Origin of the sequence: Peribacillus sp. NPDC101480, assembly GCF_050277335.1 — a bacterium.
Taxonomy (GTDB): domain Bacteria; phylum Bacillota; class Bacilli; order Bacillales; family DSM-1321; genus Peribacillus.
The window spans coordinates 92,815-113,582 of record NZ_JBNNSB010000008.1 but is presented as its reverse complement, the minus strand read 5'-3'; the positions used below and the strand labels follow the sequence as shown (position 1 = coordinate 113,582).

Annotated in this window: 17 protein-coding genes and 2 pseudogenes; 12 read left to right on the top strand and 7 right to left on the bottom strand. The window is 42.6% G+C overall.

Annotation, left to right across the window (positions count from 1 at the left end):
* Window positions 1-290 precede the first annotated feature (290 nt).
* The 3 genes from ACQKMF_RS22955 to ACQKMF_RS22945 all read right to left on the bottom strand — a co-directional run bounded on the left by ACQKMF_RS22955 (window position 291) and on the right by ACQKMF_RS22945 (window position 2,028).
* On the bottom strand, window positions 291-860 hold the full coding sequence (locus ACQKMF_RS22955; RefSeq protein WP_427575120.1) for an MEDS domain-containing protein: 570 nt from the start codon (window positions 858-860) through the stop codon (window positions 291-293).
* A gap of 123 nt (window positions 861-983) precedes the next feature.
* Window positions 984-1,619 carry a FusB/FusC family EF-G-binding protein gene (locus tag ACQKMF_RS22950; protein WP_427575118.1) on the bottom strand — a complete coding sequence of 212 codons (636 nt, stop codon included), beginning with the start codon at window positions 1,617-1,619 and terminating at the stop codon, window positions 984-986.
* A 145-nt stretch (window positions 1,620-1,764) separates the two neighbouring features.
* Window positions 1,765-2,028 (bottom strand): CD3324 family protein, encoded by a 264-nt coding sequence (locus ACQKMF_RS22945; RefSeq protein WP_101225543.1) that lies wholly within the window; start codon window positions 2,026-2,028, stop codon window positions 1,765-1,767.
* Between the two features lie 359 nt (window positions 2,029-2,387).
* On the opposite strand from ACQKMF_RS22945, the gene ACQKMF_RS22940 reads away from it, so the two are divergent.
* Window positions 2,388-3,032 carry an SDR family oxidoreductase gene (locus tag ACQKMF_RS22940; RefSeq protein WP_427575116.1) on the top strand — a complete coding sequence of 215 codons (645 nt, stop codon included), beginning with the start codon at window positions 2,388-2,390 and terminating at the stop codon, window positions 3,030-3,032.
* A 43-nt stretch (window positions 3,033-3,075) separates the two neighbouring features.
* Here the strand turns inward: ACQKMF_RS22940 and ACQKMF_RS22935 are convergent, their stop codons facing one another.
* Window positions 3,076-3,642, bottom strand: a complete 567-nt coding sequence (locus ACQKMF_RS22935; protein WP_230178468.1) for a sugar O-acetyltransferase — start codon at window positions 3,640-3,642, stop codon at window positions 3,076-3,078.
* Window positions 3,643-3,990: 348 nt separating this feature from the next.
* On the opposite strand from ACQKMF_RS22935, the gene brnQ reads away from it, so the two are divergent.
* From brnQ to ACQKMF_RS22915, 4 genes are all read left to right on the top strand, one after another.
* Window positions 3,991-5,322: a branched-chain amino acid transport system II carrier protein gene (brnQ, locus tag ACQKMF_RS22930; protein WP_101225540.1), complete on the top strand. Its 1,332-nt coding sequence runs from the start codon at window positions 3,991-3,993 to the stop codon at window positions 5,320-5,322.
* A gap of 441 nt (window positions 5,323-5,763) precedes the next feature.
* Window positions 5,764-6,630, top strand: a complete 867-nt coding sequence (locus ACQKMF_RS22925) for an ATP-binding protein (protein ID WP_260359125.1) — start codon at window positions 5,764-5,766, stop codon at window positions 6,628-6,630.
* Between the two features lie 15 nt (window positions 6,631-6,645).
* On the top strand, window positions 6,646-8,562 hold the full coding sequence (locus ACQKMF_RS22920) for a vWA domain-containing protein (RefSeq protein ID WP_402944993.1): 1,917 nt from the start codon (window positions 6,646-6,648) through the stop codon (window positions 8,560-8,562).
* Window positions 8,563-8,780: 218 nt separating this feature from the next.
* Window positions 8,781-9,482: a hypothetical protein gene (locus ACQKMF_RS22915; protein ID WP_232783026.1), complete on the top strand. Its 702-nt coding sequence runs from the start codon at window positions 8,781-8,783 to the stop codon at window positions 9,480-9,482.
* 52 nt (window positions 9,483-9,534) lie between these two features.
* On the opposite strand, the gene ACQKMF_RS22910 is transcribed toward ACQKMF_RS22915, so the two are convergent.
* Window positions 9,535-9,654 (bottom strand): DUF4023 family protein, encoded by a 120-nt coding sequence (locus tag ACQKMF_RS22910; RefSeq protein WP_048686276.1) that lies wholly within the window; start codon window positions 9,652-9,654, stop codon window positions 9,535-9,537.
* Between the two features lie 173 nt (window positions 9,655-9,827).
* Between ACQKMF_RS22910 and ACQKMF_RS22905 the strand changes: the two are divergent.
* Window positions 9,828-10,570: pseudogene (locus ACQKMF_RS22905) on the top strand (SDR family oxidoreductase).
* A 79-nt stretch (window positions 10,571-10,649) separates the two neighbouring features.
* Here the strand turns inward: ACQKMF_RS22905 and ACQKMF_RS22900 are convergent.
* Window positions 10,650-12,101 carry a YfcC family protein gene (locus tag ACQKMF_RS22900; RefSeq protein WP_289351191.1) on the bottom strand — a complete coding sequence of 484 codons (1,452 nt, stop codon included), beginning with the start codon at window positions 12,099-12,101 and terminating at the stop codon, window positions 10,650-10,652.
* Between the two features lie 383 nt (window positions 12,102-12,484).
* On the opposite strand from ACQKMF_RS22900, the gene ACQKMF_RS22895 reads away from it, so the two are divergent.
* The 6 genes and pseudogenes from ACQKMF_RS22895 to eutC form a co-directional block, all read left to right on the top strand.
* Window positions 12,485-13,858, top strand: a complete 1,374-nt coding sequence (locus ACQKMF_RS22895; RefSeq protein WP_402944989.1) for a sensor histidine kinase — start codon at window positions 12,485-12,487, stop codon at window positions 13,856-13,858.
* Between the two features lie 9 nt (window positions 13,859-13,867).
* Complete coding sequence (locus ACQKMF_RS22890) at window positions 13,868-14,452, top strand: ANTAR domain-containing response regulator (protein WP_230178460.1); 585 nt, start codon at window positions 13,868-13,870, stop codon at window positions 14,450-14,452.
* A 146-nt stretch (window positions 14,453-14,598) separates the two neighbouring features.
* Entirely contained in the window at window positions 14,599-15,870 is a 1,272-nt protein-coding gene (eutH, locus tag ACQKMF_RS22885; protein WP_427575111.1) for an ethanolamine utilization protein EutH, read from the top strand.
* An 18-nt stretch (window positions 15,871-15,888) separates the two neighbouring features.
* A complete protein-coding gene (locus ACQKMF_RS22880; RefSeq protein ID WP_427575109.1) occupies window positions 15,889-17,295 on the top strand; it encodes an ethanolamine ammonia-lyase reactivating factor EutA in 1,407 nt (468 codons plus the stop codon).
* Window positions 17,296-17,313: 18 nt separating this feature from the next.
* Window positions 17,314-18,678 carry an ethanolamine ammonia-lyase subunit EutB gene (locus tag ACQKMF_RS22875; RefSeq protein WP_101225534.1) on the top strand — a complete coding sequence of 455 codons (1,365 nt, stop codon included), beginning with the start codon at window positions 17,314-17,316 and terminating at the stop codon, window positions 18,676-18,678.
* Between the two features lie 29 nt (window positions 18,679-18,707).
* Window positions 18,708-19,436: pseudogene (gene eutC / locus ACQKMF_RS22870) on the top strand (ethanolamine ammonia-lyase subunit EutC); the annotation flags it as partial.
* Window positions 19,437-19,961: 525 nt separating this feature from the next.
* On the opposite strand, the gene ACQKMF_RS22865 reads toward eutC, so the two are convergent.
* Window positions 19,962-20,687 carry a DUF4261 domain-containing protein gene (locus tag ACQKMF_RS22865; RefSeq protein ID WP_402944976.1) on the bottom strand — a complete coding sequence of 242 codons (726 nt, stop codon included), beginning with the start codon at window positions 20,685-20,687 and terminating at the stop codon, window positions 19,962-19,964.
* Between the last annotated feature and the right edge of the window lie 81 nt (window positions 20,688-20,768).

Sequence of the window (20,768 nt, the reverse complement as noted above, 5' to 3'; positions counted from 1 at the left end):
CTCACGAGTAAAAGCGCCGAATTCACGAGTAAAAGCGCCGAATTCACGAGTAAAAGCGCCGAATTCACGAGTAAAAGCGCCGAATTCACGAGTAAAAGCGCCGAATTCACGAGTAAAACGCCGAATTCACGAGTAAAACGCCGAAACTCACGAGTAAATGCCACGAATTCACGAGTAAAGCGCCGAAACTCACATGTAAAGCACAAAACCCAAAGAGTAACTAACCCAAAAATTTTCAATAATGTACGGAAACAACACGCTTAGGAGATTCCTAAGCGTGTTGTGTATTATTATTTCAAACTAGGTGGCAAGTATTGTTCACAGATGATGATTTCATCGTCTTTTAGGACATAAGGATGTGTTTCCAACAATATGGTTTTAAGGTAGTCTGGCATCCTGTCACCTTTATACGCACAAATTAATGGAAACGACAGTAGATTTACAGCTTCATCTACTGTTCTCTCAAATTCCTCTATGATGTGCAGCGGCTCTTCCAGGGTTGCCCATTCCACATGTGCCCATGATCGGAAAGAGATTTTATTTTCCACATAGGGCTGTACCATTTTATTAAAGTATTCTTCGATTGCAGGAGGATGATAACTGCCGCTTGAACAATAGAAATCGAAGTTGTTCACAAAATGAAGGAACTCCATTTGATCTTCCGTTAACCGAGTGCTCAGCTCTTTTTGAATAATGGGGTAAATACGGTCATTTTCAACAAGAATGACGTAATCTCCCGCCATGATGCCATCTTGGATATAACTTAAAACCTGGTTAAGGTAATGTTCCATTTCATTATAGGAATACAGCACATGAATGTTTTTTTGATCTTCAAACAACTTATTCATTTTGCTTTTCAATATATCATTCCTTCTTTCATGTATCGCTTCCATTATACTAGAGTTCCATAGGCAGGACAAAATGAGAATTTTTTAACAAGGACAAAAAGCAATCCTTCGCCATTGAAGGATTGCTTTTCAGTATTATTTCAGCCGCTCGATGAGGTCGGTCATTTTATCCAAATTGCTTATGTTCTGGTTGCATTTCATACTGTCCAGGCAAATGTAATTCCCTTTTTTAATGAATGTACCTTGGACGGTTCCTTTTGTTTCAGACATGAACATCCCTACTTCTTCAAAGCGGCTGCATATGGCACAGATCCCTTTTTTGTTGGCAGGCTGAATGGTTCCATGCAATCCGGTGAGTTTATGATGATGGGGGGCAATGATGAATTTCTTTCCGGATCCGACATCATCCCATCCTAGGTATGAAATCTCTCTCAAATCGATGTTTTCCAACAAAGGGGTTTTTAATTTCTTTGCTTTAGGAAATAGTTTTTTTATCGTTTTTTCGGTTACTTCTTTAAATGGGATCACAAATGGCTTCACCTGTAAGAGAAAGGCTTCGGCTTGTGCGGGATCCTTGATGGTATCCACTGGGTCCAGCAGTTGTTTTTGCTCTTCGTTCAAGTCACTGAATAAGCTTAATACTCTTTCTTTGGCGACTGTTTTCAGGGTGTTGATCACATCCTTATCGTTGGCAGTCGCGTGTCCATTTATGAGAATTTGTGTTTGGGATTTTATGAAGTTATACTGCTCGCTCCTGATAAAAGGTTCCATTTTCTTCACTCCTGTTTCTGCAAGTGTTACCGTTTCTCTTTACTTTACATAAATTGCATCTGCTTTAAAAGGGGGAAAACGGCTAAGAAACATACTCTGCATACAAATAGCACTGATATCATTATCAGTGCTACCCGTGTAATCCTTATTTAGAATATACGATTTTCTTGATGGTTTCCGCGGAGAGAAAATGTTCCTCTGCTAATTGATGGATGGTATGCCCGTCCTTGAATGCATATTTTATAGAAGCATTCCGGTCATCGATCAATTCCCTTGATCCCGAACGGGTTCCCCATTTGTGATGGGCCTTTTCGGGTTTAGGGATATATATGGTTTCACCTTGCACATACTTTTGAATTTCAACGATCAGCTTTTCAGGTAAAACGGCCGTCGCTTTTACATATTTCATTTCTGCCAGCCCCTTATTCTTTATTAAGAATGAAATAAGGTGCAAAGCCGAATATTAGAAATGATAAGGCGGGCGATTAAGTTTAGCTTAATTCAACCCCATGCAAAGTATCGCCTCCAATACTAGGCTTTGCATGAGACGCTGCAGAAGGTGGCATTAACATTCTTATTGCCATCTTTACACCTCCCCTTTGTGTTTCCGAAGAACACGTATTGTTCTTATTATAAAATATATAAGGGTGGTTGCCAAACTTTTTCCAATGTTAAAGCAGAATCGGCGGGCTGATTGTTTGATAATGCTCTGAGTCCATGAAATAATTTTAATGGAAACCAAACTAACCATTATGGGAGCTGACCTTTATGAAAGTATTCGTAGTTGGGGCAAACGGGCAGATCGGTAAACAGCTTGTAGATTTATTAAAAGATAGCCGGGATCATAGTGTACGGGCGATGGTTCGCAAAGAAGAGCAAAGTAAGCATTTAGAGAGAAGTGGAATTGAATCTGCGGTCGTCAGTTTAACTGGATCAGTGGATGAGATTGCGAATGCGGCAAAAGGCTGTGATGCCGTCGTGTTCACAGCAGGGTCCGGAGGAAGCACCGGTGCTGATCAAACGCTGTTGATTGATCTGGATGGTGCAGTTAAAACGATTGAAGCGGCAGAAAGCTTGGGAATCGACCGATTCATCATGGTGAGTGCTTTTCAGGCCAATAATCGCGAAAACTGGAATGAAGCGATCAAACCGTATTATGTGGCAAAGCACTATGCGGATAGGGCATTGTTACAAAGCGATTTAAATTATACGATCATTCGGCCTGGCGGTCTGGTGAATGAAACGGGAACGGGAAAAGTGACAGCTGCCGAGGAATTGGAAAGAGGTTCGATTGCCCGTGAAGATGTGGCTCGAACGATTCTTGCGTCATTGACTGAAGAAAATACCTACAAGCGTTCTTTTGATTTAATCTCTGGCGATATTGCAATCGCGGAAGCATTGAAGAAAATTTAACGAAAAAAAGGAGGCAGAGCCACTCAGGGGGAGTGGGCTCTGCTTATTTAATTCCTTCAATATGCTTGATGACCTTCGCTGGGTTTCCACCGACAACAACGCCTTCAGGAACATCCTTTGTTACGACGGCCCCTGAAGCGACGACGGAATGACTCCCTATTGTAACGCCGGGATTGATGATGGCCCTTCCGCCAATCCATACATGATCCCCTATCGTAACCGGCTTTCCGTATTCCACTCCAGAACTGCGTTCAAAGGGATCCAGCGGATGTGTGGCTGTATAGATATGCACTCCGGGAGCCAACATGCAGTCCCTGCCAATTTTCACTTCACAAACATCCAAAATGACACAATCAAAATTAGCATAAAAGTTTTCCCCGACAGAAATGTTGTATCCATAGTCACAACGGAAAGTGGGTTCAATATATACATTTAGCCCAGTGGAACCTAAAAGCTGTTTCAGCAGTGCAGTTCGTTCGTCCCCTTCACTTTCCGTTGTCTGATTGTATAACCGGGTCAACTTTCTGGCATTTTCCCTATCTGTGATTAATTCCGGATCAGCGGCCATGTAAGGTTTCCCGCTCACCATCTTTTCTTTTTCAGTATTCATGTTTACCTCCTATATTCTTGTTTTTTATAGTTTGGTTAAATATTAAAACATTTTTCCTGCAAAATAAATTGCGGTACTTTTTACTCAAATTTCCTGTTGAATCTAAATGCCTCTCTCGTTTTCTTGGAAAGAAGTAAGAAAAGAAAGATTTTTCCGAATAATGAATGAAATAGCTTTGACAAACGTTCCGCCGAATTTTATAGTAAGAAGAGTTATGGATGATTCATAGTTTCATGAAGGTCCATTTTAACAGATAAGTAGAATGGTTCGAAGTTCATGTCACTTTTTACCGGAAATTGATGGACAACTTTTCTTCGTTAAGATAATCAAATCAATGGAGGGCTCTATATGTCACAGAAAGCACCGCTATCTTTTGTCATTGTAACAGGATTAATGCTTTTTGCTTTATTTTTTGGAGCAGGAAACTTAATTTTCCCTGCCATGCTCGGTCAATCCGCGGGGACCAATTTGTGGTCGGCCAGTTTAGGGTTCATCATTACTGGTGTTGGATTGCCATTCATTACAATATTGGCATTTGGTTTTTCGGGGAAAAATGATGTTCAATCGCTTGCAAGCAGGGCACACCCGTTATTCGGCATCATTTTCACAGTCGTTCTTTATTTATCTTTGGGACCGCTTTTCGCGCTTCCAAGAACGGGGAGTGTGTCCTACGAAATAGGGATTAAACCTTTCCTATCTAATGATGTCGGTTTTTTACCATTGCTGATATTCACGATCATATACTTTGGAATTGCCTGTTTGTTATCCATCAATCCATCAAAAATGCTCGATATCGTCGGAAAAATATTAACACCTTTATTATTGATTTTCATCGGGATTCTCATTGTGGTCGCCATTATTAACCCAATGGGTGAAATCCAGTCACCAGCGGCTGATTATTCAGATAATTCTTTCTTCAAGGGGTTTAAAGAAGGATATTTGACCATGGATACGCTGGCCGGATTTGCATTTGGGATCATCGTCATCAACGCGATCAAAGATAGAGGGATAACATCAAGAAAAGAAGTGTTAGGCTTCTGTTTGAAAGCCGGCTTAATTGCTGCCACCTTGTTGGTGATCGTTTATGCGTCCATAACTTATGTCGGGGCAACAAGTGTGGAAAAACTCGGTCAACTGGGTAATGGCGGAGACGTTTTGGCTCAAGCCTCGAATCATTTTTTCGGACCGGCTGGTGCCGTGTTGTTAGGGTTGATTGTGATCGCTGCTTGCCTGACGACAAGCATCGGTTTGATAACGGCTTGTGCTACGTATTTCAATAAAATACTGCCTGCTGTATCGTATAAATCATATGTCGTCATCTTCTCCGTTTTCAGTGCGGCTGTTGCCAATGTAGGTTTGACAAAGCTCATTTCCATTACAGTGCCTGTGTTAACGGCGCTTTATCCCGTGGCGATCGTTTTGATTGTCCTAACGTTCTTCCATTCCTTATTCAAAGGGAAATCGGAGGTATATTTAGGAAGCTTATTATTAACGGCCATCATCAGCATAATGGATGGAATAGTGGCATCAGGCATTAAAATGGATGCCGTTTCGGACCTTTTCACTCAATACCTTCCACTATATAGTGTAGGGGTGGGATGGATAATTCCTGCCATCATCGGCGGTGTATTGGGCTACATGGTATACCTATTGAAAGGCGACCCTAAGGAAGCCTATTAAGGGATATCATTCACTAACATCGATTCTTGAAAGGAGCTGTCTTGCTGACAGCTCCTTGGTTTGTCTACAAAAGTGGGTTCGGAATGGTCTTACCCCGCCCCTATTTTGATGAGGCTGGGCATCCGCGGAAAGGGAGCGGATTTCAGAAATCAGGAAGGAACGTCTTTTACATAAAAAACTGCAGCGAACTAGTTCTATGGTTTTTTATTGTTTTATGAAACTCTTATTGGATTGAAGAAATCTGTGACACGCAATTTGCTTTGATGAGTCTTGGTATCGGAGTAAGGGAGCGAATTTCAGAATGAAAAACTACAGGGGAAACTCGTTTTATTCCGAGTTTATCCACAGTTTGGGAGCTGTCTTGATGACAGCTCCTTTTCTTAGTGTTTGTTTTTAATGGGAAAGAGCCTTAAAATGTTCAGAAAGGGGTGTAGGAACATAATGATCAATCGACTACCAATAGAAATAGCAAATATATTACAAGCAAGCAAAAAGAATCCTGCTCAATTTGAGGAATTGATCAGGAGCGGCGGATATCTGCCTCCCGAGATGGAGTTGATGGTGGATGCCATCACGGCCTTGAGCATGGGAAAGAATATCCTTTTGAAGGGTCCGACAGGGGCTGGAAAGACAAAGTTTGCCGAGACATTATCGAACTTATTCAACCAGCCGATGTTCAGCGTCAACTGCTCAGTCGACTTGGATGCAGAAAGCTTATTGGGCTTCAAGACGCTGGCTTACAAAGAGGAAAAACAAGTGATAGAATTCGTACCTGGACCAGTGACCAATTCGATGAATCACGGTCACTTCCTATATATAGATGAAATCAACATGGCAAAACCGGAAACTCTGCCGCTTATCAATGGCGTGCTTGATTACAGAAGGACGATAACGAATCCGTTCACGAATGAAGTCATAACGGCAAAAGAAGGCTTTAATGTGATTGCTGCAATCAACGAAGGGTATGTCGGAACAGTGCCGCTGAATGAAGCGCTAAAAAATAGGTTTGTCGTCATTGAAGTTCCTTATATTGAAGGGGAGCAGTTAAAGCAATTGATAGAAACCAATACAAAGCTGGAGGACCCAAAAAGTATTGATTTATTCGTTAAACTGTCGAGTGATTTGATAAATGCCGTGAATCAAGGGAAGGTGGCTGAAGATGCGGCATCGATCAGGGCTTTGCTTGATGCTTGCGATCTGAGTGTGTTGATCCCGGCGAAACGGGCGATTCTTCGTTCCATTGTGGATAAGTTGGACGAGGAACGGGAGCGTGAGTTCGTGAAGAACTTGGCTGACACATTATTCTAACTAGGAGAATGCCTCATGAAGTATATCCGGTTCAATGATTCAATAATAGATACGGCTCTTTTTTTACAGCTTCAGGATCTCTCGACTGTTTTATCCGGCATTCCTGAGCTGGAATTCGAATACAATTATGGCTCCTTCATTGATCTGATCGAGAATAAGGTCACAGCTAGCCATTTTTGGGAAAATGGCAATAAGGAAGTGAAGGAAGCGGGATTGAAAACGGACGTGCTCCTTAGAACGATAGGCACGCTGCATCATACGACAATCCAGAGCATGAAGGAGTACCAGGACAGCATCGGGGAAAGTTCACTTCCGAAGTTTGCAGCCCAATTATTCGCTTTGCTGGAAGATTTGCGATTGGAAGAATTGGTGAAGAAAGAAAGGCCAGGCACGAAAAAATGGTTTTCGGTAAGGGGGGCTTACCTTAAACAATATTTCGAAAGCCAATTGGCGACGAATGTCACAAGAAGTTTTGCACTGGATGAATTATACTGCCTCATATATTTACTGCTTCAATCTGACAGGCCGGATCCGATTTTTCCAAGAGCCAATGAAAGGCAGCTGGAAGAACTGGAGAAGCTCAAACCGTTCATCCATTCGGTCTTTGAAGCCACTAAAACCAGTGATATCACAAGGATTTGCGAGCAAATCGTTTTCCGTGTCAATGATGGATACGAGGATACGATGAATGAATATTTCATTTTCCCCATTGCAAGTGTGGAAAAGTATAAAGCAAATACCTTATTTGATGAACTGACTAGAAATGATGAACTGTTGAACGATGATACAGATGATGCAGACGAAGAAAAAAGTGAGTTCATTGATGAAAAATTTTCGACTTGGCATCGGGAGAACAAGAACGGCGAGAGTAATTCGACGTTTCTCCAATTTGAATTGGAGCAGGGAACGAAAACAAGCCTGATGGGCGGAGGTGCCCGGGAAGCGGAAGATGCCGACCAAGCACTGGCTTCGATCCAGGGTTCATCAGGTGAAAGTCAACAAAAGGAATACAATCAGCAAGAAACGCTGGAGAAGAAACAAACCAATATGGGCAAAAGCGGTGAACATCCATTTGGTGAAGAAAATAAAGACGTGGTTCAGGTAATCAAGGAAGCAAAAGTACCAACACTTACGGAAGAGAAGCGCTACCGTGAGTTTGTTGCGGATATCGAACCGTTTAAGAGAAAACTCTCCAGTACAATTGAAAAAACACTGGAAAATAAAAAGAACGCACCTAGAAAAGATTTGGTTTTTGGCCGTTTATCAAAGAAATTACTGCCGCTTGTATTTGAAGAGAATCCTCGGGTTTTTTATAAAAAGAACCAGGATTCAAATGAAATGGATGCCGTATTCACATTGCTTATCGATTGCTCGGCATCCATGCATAACAAGATGGATGAAACGAAACGAGGGGTGGTCCTGTTTCATGAAGTACTGAAGAAATTAAGGATCCCCCACTCGATAGTAGGCTTTTGGGAAGATGCAAATGAAGTGAGAGAAGGATATCAGCCAAACTACTTCCATGTGATTCAATCCCATTCTGATTCTCTTTATCTAAACTCAGGAGCTAAAATCATGCAGCTTGAACCTGAGGAAGATAACCGGGACGGATACAGTATCAGGGTTGCCGCAATGGAATTGGAAAAAAGACGCGAAAAAAACCGTTTCTTGCTCGTGTTTTCCGATGGTGAGCCGGCAGCTGCCGATTATGATCAAAATGGCATTGTCGATACACATCTTGCTGTTTCGGAAGCCAGAAAAAAAGGCATCGAAGTCATCGGCCTGTTTTTAGCCGATGGAGGCATCGATGAAAGTGAAGAGATGACGATGAAAAACATCTATGGCAAAGAACGCCTAATGATTCCGAGTGTAGCTGAATTGCCAGAGCAATTTACACCGCTGTTAAAAAAATTGCTGCTGAAGACCATTTGAGAAATCGGGTTTCCCCTGAAAAGCAAGATTAGAACGGAAATAGGAATCCGATTAGAATAAAGGAATAAAACACAGTAAGATCCAATGGGATCTTACTGTGTTTTTTGTTTTCATGTCAGTTATTTGCATTAAGTGAATATATTGGTGGAGACTTGAAAAGACAACGAATGCGATTTCTTTTGAAGGGATTGGGGTAAACCATAGATGAGGAAGTGATCATGTTGATGAATTTACTTTTTATGCTGCTTTATTTTATAATCATTGTTCTTGTTATTGAAATATCGGTCACCTTGATGAAATTGACTGGATTAAAAAGCACAGTGGCAAGATTTCAGGTTATTTCCATGCTGACGGGCACTGGTTTTACAACTGACGAGTCAAAATCCATTATCGATCACCCCGTTCGAAGGAAAATAAGCATGTTCTTAATTTTATTTGGTGCATTCTCGCTTGCTGTCATCATTTCATCGATCAGTACATTGCTTACAGATGATTTACGCTTGATGGAGTTAAGCATCATTATTGGAATACTGCTGGTTTTAACCGTTTTAGTGAAAGTTCCATTCCTGAATAATAGATTATCGAATAAGATGAAAAGTGAAATGTACAATCATTATGAATTATGGGAACACCCGATAGAAGAGGTCCTATTTTTAGAAGATGAAGACGTGGTCATGGAGATCGATATTTATGAGGACTCGGAGTTCATCGATGTCAAAGCCTATGATGTCATATCACATGGAGCCGACATCAATATTTTATTTATTGAAAGCGGAGAAGTGAAAATCAGAAAAGAGCTATATGAGTATAAAATCAAATTAGGGGATAACCTCTTTTTATATGGAAATAAAAATGAGATAGAAGAAACATTTTCTAAAGAAATCGAAGAGATGAAGAAGAAAAAAAGTGCATCGGAGTGAAAAGAATCCCAGCCTGAAATTTAAGGCTGGGATTTTTTGAAGAAGGACTTGATTAATGTTTTTTATTCGGTAATTTCTGAGCGGGATTCCCATTGCCTTGACGGCGCATATTGCCTTCTTCCTTTTTTTGCTGCTCTTGAATGCTTTCAACAAATTCCTTAGAACTTTTCATTGAATGTACCTCCTCCGTTTATTTTCTTCTTTACTATAACCAGAAGAGGTGAAATTCATGAGTATGGGAGATAAAGGGCGACTCTAGGCAGATGGTAAAGGGAGTAAGGTGGTAAAATATAGACTGGAAGGATGTTTATTAAATCCTATCATGAAAAGAAATAAGGGAAATGAGTGGAAAATCGGTTGGATGGAAAAGTTGCCTTGGTTACAGGTTTATCAAGAGGTATTGGTCGTGCTATAGCGGAACAGCTTGCTGATTTGGGTGCAAAAGTGGTGATCAACTATTCAGGCAGTTCTCAAAAGGCATATGAAGCGGTTGAAGGTATAAAGAAGAACGGCGGGGATGCGGTAGCTATCCAAGCAGATATTAGCCAAGTTTCCCAAATTGTAAATCTCTTCGAAGAAACGCTCCAAGCGTTCGGGAAAATCAATATTTTAGTGAACAATGCGGGACTGATGATAAATAAACCACTTTCCGAAGCAACGGAAGAAGACTTTGATAAACAGTTTGCAGTGAACGCCAAGGGACATTCTTTGCTTGCCAACAAGCTTTGAAATATATGGAGACGGAAGGCAGGATCGTCAATATTTCAACCTCCGTAATAGGCCAGATGTTTCCTTCGTATAGTATGTATGCCGGTACAAAAGGGGCAGTTGAACAGTTCACAAGACATTTGGCAAAAGAATTCGGCCCAAAAGGGATTACGATCAATGCAATTGCTCCAGGACCGGTTAACACAGAGCTGTTTAATGTAGGGAAATCGGAGCAGCAAATCGAAGGGATGAAAAAAATGAATGCCTTCGGACGTTTAGGTGAAACGGATGATATTGCCAATGTGGTTTCGTTTTTAGTAAGTGAACAAGCGCAGTGGGTTACGGGTCAGACGATTAGGGTCAATGGCGGATTCATTTAATTTAATTGCTTGTAATTCAACTAAAGCAACGTAATAATCCAACGTTGCTTTAGTATTTTGTAATATCTTTAATTTGAATTTAACCATTCCAGTGAATTGTTTGAGCGATGATCAAGAAAGCGCCCGATAAGATGAACCAGATAAAAAACAAGGGCAGGTAAAAGCGAACCCATTTTTGCCAGGCGACTCCTGCTAAGGCAAGGGTGGCCATGAAATAGCCAGATGTTGGATATAATATATTACCGATCCCGTCTGCCAGCTGAAAAGCTAACACGGCTGTTTGTCTTGTAACACCGATGATGTCGGCCAATGGAGCCATGATGGGCATGGTAACTAAGGCCTGGCCGCTGCCGGAGGGAATTAAAAGACTACATAACATTTGTACAATGAACATGCCAAGAGCGCTAAATACAGCGGGGAAGTCGCCGACAAGATTACCTAGACTATGAACGATCGTGTCCATCACTTGACCATCCTCCATAACAACAGCGACAGCTCTTGCAACACCCACAATCATGGCACCGACCAAAACTTCTCGAAATCCGTCATTAAATCCTTCGCAAATTTCCGATAAGTTTAACCCGGCAACTAAACCGACAACGATTCCCATGATAATGAAGAGACCTGCCATTTCCAACATAAACCAACCTTTTGCTAAAACGCCATATACGAGTAGGAACAAGAAGCCGACTGTTAAAATTAATGCAATTTTCTGTTTTTTATTCACCTTATATATTTCAGATCCAGGCTTATTTAAGTATAGCGTCCGTTTGGCTTGATCCTCATCAAATACAAAACTACACTTTGGATTATTTTTAACCTTTTTAGCATACCGCATAATGTAAGCCATCCCTGCAGTAACAAAAATGATAAAAGCGATAATCCTTAGCTCGATACCGGAATATAGGGGAAGACCTGCGATTTTTTGACCTAACCCAGTGTTAATGGGGTTAAGAAAGCCTGTCATGAACCCAGCGGTAGTTGCGACTAAAGCTACAGAGACGGCAACCATAGAATCAAATCCTAAGGCAATCATTAGGGGGAGGATGACAGGTACATACACTAAACTTAATTCCTGTGTTCCAATCAAACTGCAAATAATAGCAAATACTACTGTGAGGATAGGAATTAACATCATGCTTTTTGTCGAAAATCGCCTTGCTAATCTATCCACTCCTATTTCAATAAGTCCTGTTTTCCGTAGTACTGAAAATATTCCTCCGATGATGAATGTGAAAAAAACGATCTCCCCTGCAGCTACCAAGCCTTTTGGTATAGCTGTCATGAAGTCTACTGGAGTAATAGGTGTTTGTTCAACGAGTCGATAGGAATTTGGATCAATCGTCAATCGATCCTCAGGACCTGGAATTCGCTCATAAACACCAGCAGGAACGAAATAAGTTGCGAGTGCTGCAAGGAAGATAAATACGAATAATATGACATAAATATGAGGCATATTAAACTTCTTTTTTTTGAATTTAGTCACTTCATCGATACTGAGAATTTTTTTCGAATCATTTTCTAATGCCATTATTTTTCCCCCTTCATCTTTAGTTTATTAGCATGTTTGTGCAGATGTTATGTTAAGTGACATCTTATGTATCTATTTATTACATATTAGTTTAATGATTATGGATTGTCATTGTTCATAATCACTAAAAATAATTTGATAAATTAGATAATATGAATAATTCGAAAATATTAGGAAATGGAAAAAATTTTGTTGAACAGAAATACAAATTAGATAAAAGGGCTAATTTAGGATGTTTTTTTATAGGGAATACTATTTAAATAGCGCTATCTTATGTTAGAATACATTACATTAGAATATTTTGAATATTGACAAAAATAGGGTCGATATCTATAATAATCAATAATAATATCCATGAATAAACGTTTATTGGAGTTTTGCCTATGGAACGGACAATGACTGTCCGAGATTTATGTGAGTTGCATACTCTTTTACAGGACAGTGATATTCAAATTCTTGAAAACCTATCAACGAATTTATCGTTGATAGCCAATTTGAATAAAGCGAATGTGTTTATTGATTGTCCGGTGCGTGAAGGGAAGCATGCCATTGTCGTGGCAGAGGCATGCGGGCATTACGTGAATTCGGTTTACGATCATCCGGTTGTCGGAAAATTTGCCTATGAGGCTTTTGAACCGGCCGTATTTTATGTATTGCGTACCGGAAAGGACATGTTCGTGAATCGGGCATTGACTCAAGAGGGAGCAATGGTCCAGCAAAGTGTCGTTCCAATCAAGGGGGAATGCAATCGGGTCATCGCCGTTTTGATCATGGAAAAGGTGATAGATGAAGAACCTGAAACTTCAAATCAGTTTGATAGGCAAGATCAGCAGAATTCCTTAGTTCCTGAATTTATCGAGGAGTCCATTTTCCTGATTAATAATCAAAATCGACTTGTCTATACGAATCCTTCTGCCATTAACCTAGTATCGGAAATATGCATGACGGAATGTGTCTTAGGTGAATCCATTTTCGAATATTTTCCTGGTTTTGCCGATGTTCTTGCTTCAAAAGAGGACATTTTAATGAAGGAAATGAACATTGGTAAAAAGATTTTCCAAATAAAGAAATTCCATTTGGGCAATAAGAATTCCAATGAAACGTTCATCATCATCCGGGACCTGACTGAACTGCGGGATAAAGAGAGAGAGCTGATTAGCAAATCAGTAGCCATTCGTGAAATTCATCATAGGGTGAAGAATAATTTGCAGACAGTGGCCAGTTTACTTCGGCTGCAAATGAGGATAGGGGCCCCTGAAGAAATCAAGCCCCATTTATTGGTCAGTCTGAACCGGGTGTTAAGCATCTCGTCGGTTTATGAAATCATTTTGGCAAGCAGTGAGGTCGAACATGTGGATCTGCTGGAGCTTATTAGGAAAATAGGCGATATGATTGTTCATACGGAGGGTCATGCCCGTCAATGCCTAAGCATTGAATATAATGGTGAGCTTCATTCCATTGATTCCGACATTGGCATATCTGTCGCGCTGGTGGTGAATGAGCTCATCCATAATTGTGTGAAGCATGCTTTCAAGGAAGGGTCGGAAGGGAAGATTACCGTATGCTTGCAAAAGGATGATCCTGTATTGGAAATTCAAGTAAGAGATGATGGCATCGGGTATACACCTGCTATGAAACCTTCTTTGGGGCTGGATATCATCCGAATGACGGTGGAAAACGATTTGGATGGGGAGTTTTCGATTCATCGGATTAAAGAAGGTACCCTGGCTTCTGTAAGATTTCCATACAAGAGGTAGGTGGGAGAAGTGGTCAAGAGGATTTTGGTCGTGGAGGATGAATCGATACTTCTGCTTGATATAACGATCATGCTCAAGGATGCAGGCTTCGATGTGGTTGGACATGCACGTAATGGCGAGAAGGCAATTGAATTGGCACATGCACTACAGCCGGATCTCGTTTTGATGGATATCAAAATGCCTAAAATGAATGGGCTCAAGGCTAGCGATGTGATATCCAATACCTTTCAGATTCCAGTCCTGCTTTTAACCGCATTCAGTCAGCGTGAATATATCGATGAGGCGAAGCGGGCGAATATCGTAGGTTATCTTGTAAAGCCAATTACGGAGGCGAATCTGATTCCGGCAGTGGAGATAGCTTTGCTGCAAGCAGCCAATACAAAGAAGTATCAGGAACGAAATGCTCAATTGGATGAAACTCTCACAAATCGTAAAGTCATTGAAAAGGCAAAAGGTATCATCATGAAAAGGAAGAATGTAACGGAAGAAGTCGCTTACAATAAGCTGAGAAGGCTAAGCATGGATAAGCAGCTTTCCATGGAGACGGTGGCACGACGAATCATTGCAAATGATCAAAAACAAGTAAATAGATGAAGCAATGGCGCTTTGATGGACCAAATTGGTTGTAGGCAGGCATTTCTGCCGGGTAACCTAAGTTTGGGCTATAAGAGGCGTCTTTTTTATACCCTTTTTTTAAAAGTCGATAGGCCAAATCAAATCGGAATTCAGGGGGAATATGTATGGAGATGGTAGGTAAATTCGTTATTTATATCATTATGGTGTGTGCCGTTGTCGGTGCTATTGCATCGATTAAAGACAGTGAGCAAGGCTTGGGGAAACATTTCATGGAAGGTTTGCATACCGTTGGCCATATATTTATCCCGGCAGCTGGAATCATGGCCTCGATCCCTTATTTATCATGGTTCATCAATACAGTATGCGGCCCGGTTTTCGCTGCGATCGGTGCAGATCCCGCCCTCGCCGCAACAACGATTTTGGCGACGGATATGGGGGGCTACCAATTAGCGGCCGAGCTGAAGGAATCGTATGAAGGATGGATCATGGCGATGATTGTCGGCTTCATGTCTGGGGCAACGATTGTATTCTCAATTCCAATGGGGCTTGCGATGCTGGAGAAGCGTGATCATAAATACATGGCACTTGGTGTCATGTCAGGAATCCTGACGATTCCCATTGGCGCTTTTATCTCAAGCGTGCTGGTGGTGGCAACGAATTCGAAAATCCGCGAAGTGATTTCCACGAATGCGGATTCTACATACGAATTCGCGTTGAGCTATTTGAAAATTGCCCTGAATCTTTCCCCTCTTCTTATTTTTGTGGTCTTGCTCGCGTTAGGCCTTTATTTCCTGCCGGATTTGATGATCAAAGGTTTCATGTGGTTTGGAAAAATATTGGACGCCGCGATTAAACTAGTACTCGTGTTTTCGATCGTTGAAATTTTCACGGGATTGTTTTCCAAAGTATTTGGTGCTTGGGGTTTCCATCCGATCATGGCCGATAAGGCAGACCAGTTCCGTGCCCTGGAAACGGCGGGGTATATCGGGATAATGCTGGCAGGTGCATTTCCAATGATTTACCTGATTCAAAAATATGCAGGCAAGCCTTTGGAAGCGATGGGAGGGAAAATTGGGTTGAGTAAAGCTGGGAGTGCGGGGATATTAGCCACGGTAGCCAATATATTAGCAATGTTCAAGCTTGTTAAAGATATGCCGCCGAAGGATAAGGTCATAAACATCTCCTTCGCTGTGTGTGCGGCCTTCCTATTGGGCGATCATTTATCATTCACAGCCAACTTTCAGCCCTCCTTAATATTACCGATCATTGTCGGTAAGCTATCTGCCGGAGCGATTGGAATCGGTCTTGCTTACTGGCTGTCCGTTCCGAAAGCTTTGGAATTAGAAGAAAAGGATCGTGCAGCAGGAGTTATCGGCATTAATGAATATAAAACGAAAAACGAAGAAGAAAACAGCAATGAAATCCAAGTGGTGTAAAACTGGGGTGTGATTTTAATGAATGAACAGGTGGAACGAATCATCAGTGCAGGAATTGATATTGGCACCAGTACGACGAAACTTATTATCAGCGAGCTCTCGCTTAGGAATGTGGCGGGTGGCGGACAGGTGCCAAAAATCGAAATTACCGATAAGGAAATTCTGTATCGAAGTCCCATTTTCAGGACCCCGCTTTTATCCGAGACGGTAATTGACATACCTGCTGTTCAAAGAATGGTGGAAAGTGAATACCAAAAAGCAGGAATCACGATTGAAAACATACAAACAGGGGCTGTCATCATCACTGGGGAAACGGCAACCAAACAAAATGCAGAAGAAATGGTGTACCGGTTATCTAAAGCGGCGGGGGAATTCCTTGTAGCGGCAGCCGGTCCAGATTTGGAGGGAATCATTGCCGCCAAGGGATCCGGTGCCTATCAACATTCCATCAAGACAAGAAAGACTGTAGCGAACATAGACATTGGCGGGGGGACCGCGAATATTGCCGTATACCATTCAGGCATGCTTTGCGGAACCTGCACACTGCATATAGGAGGCCGTTTGGTGGAGTGGGACGGAGCGAAGGTGAAGGTTGCTCCTTCAATAGGAAAATGGCTGAAATCAAAAGGGCACTCTCCTTTGAATGGTGAAGGGTCAATCATCGCAAATGAAATGGCGAAGGTGCTTTCGAGGTTTTTGGCTGGCTCCTTCACAAAAGAAGATGAACTTCTATTAGTCGGGAAGGGGCCATCTTGGACAGAACGAATAGAAGTGTTGATGTTCTCTGGCGGTGTCAGTGATTGCATTTATCATGAAGAACGGGAGGACAAAAGCTTCCGGGATATCGGCATGATGCTTGCGGCCTCTATCAAGGAAAGTGAAGAATTGGCCGCATGGGAGTGGGAACAGCCCGTTGAAACGGTTCGGGCAACTGTACTTGGAGCAGGCGCACATACAACTGAAATCAGCGGAGCAACCATCGAGGTGAATGATTCTCATCTGCCAGTTCGTAATATTCCAGTCTATCGGGTCGATTTTCATGGCGGGCTTGATGATGTAACCGCGAAAATGGCACAAGCTGTTCAGGATGCGATCACAATATACGACGCCTTGCAGGAGGGGCTGAATTTTGCCTTTTATTTAACGAATTTACCTTATCAATCATTTCGGGACATTCACCGGCTCGCAGTCGCTTTCACCGAGGCACTGAAGCAAAAACCGAATCGGCAGCAGCCTCTGATCGTTGTCATGGATAGTGATTATGGGAAGGCACTTGGTCAAACCATTCTAGCGAACCAACCGGATCTGCCGGTCATCTGCATTGATCAGACAGAAGTGGAGCATGGTGAATATTTGGATATAGGAAGGCTGCTTCGGACAGGAGTCGTTCCGGTTGTAGTAAAAACGCTAACCTTTCACAGTTAGGAAAAGGAGGATCATACGATGAAATTATCCACTCAATACTTTGGGGAAATCCATCAATTCAAATCGTTGAAAGAAGTCCTGGCCAAAGCGAATGAAGAGAAATCAGGAGATAGACTTGCGGGAATTGCAGCAGATTCTGTCCAGGAACGGATTGCGGCGAAAGCGGTGCTTAGCGAATTGACTTTGGCGGACATTAGGAACTATCCCCTGCTCTCCCCGGAAGAGGATGAGGTGTCGCGGATCATAGATGGTCTCATCAATGGAACCATCTATCAATCTGTGAAGAATTGGAGCGTTGCCGAGCTGCGAGAATATATTTTGAGTGACGACACGACCGGCGAGGATTTAAAGCGATTAAGCAGGGGATTGAATAGTGAAATGATTGCTGCGGCAGCCAAATTGATGTCGAACCTCGACCTTATCCATGCAGCCAATAAAATCGAAGTGCTCACCAAGAATAATAGCACGATCGGATACAAAGGAACGCTTGCTTCGCGCCTTCAGCCTAACCACCCGACTGACAATGTGGATGGCATGCTGGCTTCTTTAAAAGAAGGCCTCTCCTATGGAATCGGGGATGCACTCATTGGAATCAACCCTGTAGATGATTCGGTCGAAAGCGTAAAGCGGCTGCTTCATGCGACACAGGATGTCATCCAGAAATGGAACATTCCGACCCAAAATTGTGTGCTTGCGCATGTGACCACGCAAATGAAGGCCGTACAGCAAGGTGCGCCTGCTGATATGATCTTTCAAAGCATAGCCGGAACGGAAACGGCCAATCGCTCTTTTGGAATTAACGTACAATTGCTCGAAGAAGCTAATGAGATCGCGAAGGCCTATGGGACCGGCACAGGCCCGCAGCATCTTTATTTTGAAACGGGGCAAGGCTCCGAGTTATCGGCTGAAGCGCATTTCGGAATCGATCAGGTGACGCTTGAAGCCAGGAACTATGGATTTGCCCGCTATTTTGATCCGTACATTGTCAATACGGTCGTCGGATTCATCGGACCTGAATATCTATATAACAGCAAGCAGGTCATCCGAGCCGGGTTAGAAGACCATTTCATGGGAAAAATGCATGGACTGCCGATGGGTGTGGATATTTGCTATACGAATCATATGAAGGCTGATCAAAATGATATCGAGGACTTAGGTGTACTTTTAACGGCTGCTGGTGTGAATTTCATCATCGCAACTCCGATGGGGGATGACTGCATGTTAAACTATCAGTCTTTGAGTTACCACGATATAGCGACTTTGAGGCAAACGATGGATAAGCGGCCTGCCCCATTATATGAAGCTTGGCTGGAGAAGATGGAGATTATGGAGAATGGAAAATTAACGAAGCGTGCCGGTGATCCAACTATATTTAACCATTAGGAGTGGATGAAATGGGAATGAATCATAAGGAAGATTTGAATGCCTTGATAGCGAAAACCCCAGCACGGATAGGTGTAGGCAGGTCAGGCACCCGGCCGAAAACGGATTCTTGGCTGAAATTTCGTTTTGACCATGCGGCGGCCGTCGATGCTGTATATGGTGAAGTCAGTGATATTCTTTTGAAGCGCTTGGATTTATTCAAGGTGAAAACGAAGGCCGATGATAAGGAAGTCTATTTACGGCGTCCGGATTATGGCAGGAAGCTTTCGGATGAAGCAAAGCGGGTGTTAGAAGCCAAATGCATAAAGGCCCCAACGGTTCAAATCATCATTTCCGATGGCTTAAGTGCCAAGGCGATCGAAGAAAATGTGGAGGACGTCTATTTATCTTTCAAACAATCTTTGGCAGTGGCAGGTCTGGATACAGGTACACCTTTTTATATTGAAAAGGGCCGGGTTGCCGTGATGGATGATATCGGTGAAATCCTTGGACCTGAAGTCATTGTCCTGTTGATCGGTGAACGGCCTGGTCTGGTCAGTGCTGAATCATTGAGCGCTTATATATGCTATAAACCAGGTTTGGGCACCATTGAAGCGGAGAGGATGGTCATTTCCAACATCCATAAAGGAGGGATTCCTCCTGTTGAAGCTGGGGCACATCTTGGCACGGTCATTCAAAAGATCCTCAAATATCAAGCGAGCGGCATGTCCCTCGTGAAGAAGGAACATGAAGAAGAAAAGCGTGAAAAACTCGGTTGACAAAATAAAATGGAGAAGCGAATTACTCCACTCAGTTTGTCGGCAAAAGGGGGTTCGGGATGATCTCATTCCGGATGATGATTAAGACTAGGACGTTGAATTCCTCTCCAGGCACTCGCTTTTCGCGGGCGGTCCGGCAGCCTCCTCGACGCTTCGCGCCTGCGGGGTCTCCCTTGGCCACGCTTGTCCGCAGGAGTCTCGTACCTTCCGTTCCAATCAAATGAGACGTTTTTAAAAATGAAAACTGCAGGATGGTCTATTCCGAACCAAGCTGGTATCCTTGATGTTTTTTTACTGTAATCCTTATTGTATGGAAGAAAATTGGAACACTCCTGCCAAAAGGCTGGCTAGTCAAGACCCCGCAGGCGCTTGCTTTGATGAGGCTTGGCAGACAGTTGGCAGACAGTTGGCGGAAAGGGGGCGGAAAGGGGGCGGAGTTCTGAAGTCGATTGGAACACTTTTAAAATAAAAAAACTGCAGGCACTCGCTTTATTTGCCTGCAGTCTGGGGGAGCGAATCGCTCCTCTATTTACTTGTCCCTAAATTCCATAATCCAAACGGGTTGTAGAAGGGATGGTCTTCTTCATATCTAAAGTCCTGAAGGCCCGTCAATATAAAGTCTGGTGCATCTTGCTGAATGCTAAACGTTTCGCCATTCTTAAAGAGAGGCCGTTCACCTACATGGTAATAATTAAATGTGTTAAGCAGAGCAGCCGCCTCTTTCGGACTCATTGTGTTAAGTGTCACGGCATCCGGAAGACCAAAGGCTTTCATTCCGAATGAACAATAATAGTCTTCCTCTCCGATGATCGTGACAAAATGGGCATATACCGAAAGAATATCCGGGCTATAATGAAGATGCTGCCAATCTTCCTTTGAATGGGCAATTCCAGCGGTTTCTATTTTCACTGCCATTCCGCCTGCCCTTAGGATCGCTGCCCCGGCATCGATCAAATCGATAACAGTTCCGGTATCGGATACATCGGCTATTATATAAACGGTAAAGGTATGGTCATTGATTTCCTCTAATGCATTCTCTGAAAAGGCGTCTTTACTGGCGTAAGAAAAGCTCTCTTTTAAAGTGGGTTCATAATCATGGACCTCCGCCTGAAACGTAATGTTCTTATCACTGTTATGAAAAACATTCCCGGCTAACAGATACCCTTCGCTTTGGGAAGCGACCGTTTGAATCAATTCTGTCCGGTCCTTCCATTTACCGGGTATCCCGATGATGATTTGGTTATCCTTCATGGATCATCTCTCCTTTCCGATCACTTCATACTATACCACTGCTGATGTTTTCCATAGTATTTCATAAGAAATAGCGCAAAG

Coding starts and splice junctions, on each gene's coding strand:
- ACQKMF_RS22950 (WP_427575118.1), bottom strand. CDS start 1,619: ATGGAACCTTTTATCAGGAGCGAGCAGTATAACTTCATAAAATCCCAA.
- ACQKMF_RS22945 (WP_101225543.1), bottom strand. CDS start 2,028: ATGAAATATGTAAAAGCGACGGCCGTTTTACCTGAAAAGCTGATCGTT.
- ACQKMF_RS22940 (WP_427575116.1), top strand. CDS start 2,388: ATGAAAGTATTCGTAGTTGGGGCAAACGGGCAGATCGGTAAACAGCTT.
- ACQKMF_RS22935 (WP_230178468.1), bottom strand. CDS start 3,642: ATGAATACTGAAAAAGAAAAGATGGTGAGCGGGAAACCTTACATGGCC.
- brnQ (WP_101225540.1), top strand. CDS start 3,991: ATGTCACAGAAAGCACCGCTATCTTTTGTCATTGTAACAGGATTAATG.
- ACQKMF_RS22925 (WP_260359125.1), top strand. CDS start 5,764: ATGATCAATCGACTACCAATAGAAATAGCAAATATATTACAAGCAAGC.
- ACQKMF_RS22920 (WP_402944993.1), top strand. CDS start 6,646: ATGAAGTATATCCGGTTCAATGATTCAATAATAGATACGGCTCTTTTT.
- ACQKMF_RS22915 (WP_232783026.1), top strand. CDS start 8,781: ATGTTGATGAATTTACTTTTTATGCTGCTTTATTTTATAATCATTGTT.
- ACQKMF_RS22910 (WP_048686276.1), bottom strand. CDS start 9,654: ATGAAAAGTTCTAAGGAATTTGTTGAAAGCATTCAAGAGCAGCAAAAA.
- ACQKMF_RS22900 (WP_289351191.1), bottom strand. CDS start 12,101: ATGGCATTAGAAAATGATTCGAAAAAAATTCTCAGTATCGATGAAGTG.
- ACQKMF_RS22895 (WP_402944989.1), top strand. CDS start 12,485: ATGGAACGGACAATGACTGTCCGAGATTTATGTGAGTTGCATACTCTT.
- eutH (WP_427575111.1), top strand. CDS start 14,599: ATGGAGATGGTAGGTAAATTCGTTATTTATATCATTATGGTGTGTGCC.
- ACQKMF_RS22880 (WP_427575109.1), top strand. CDS start 15,889: ATGAATGAACAGGTGGAACGAATCATCAGTGCAGGAATTGATATTGGC.
- ACQKMF_RS22875 (WP_101225534.1), top strand. CDS start 17,314: ATGAAATTATCCACTCAATACTTTGGGGAAATCCATCAATTCAAATCG.
- ACQKMF_RS22865 (WP_402944976.1), bottom strand. CDS start 20,687: ATGAAGGATAACCAAATCATCATCGGGATACCCGGTAAATGGAAGGAC.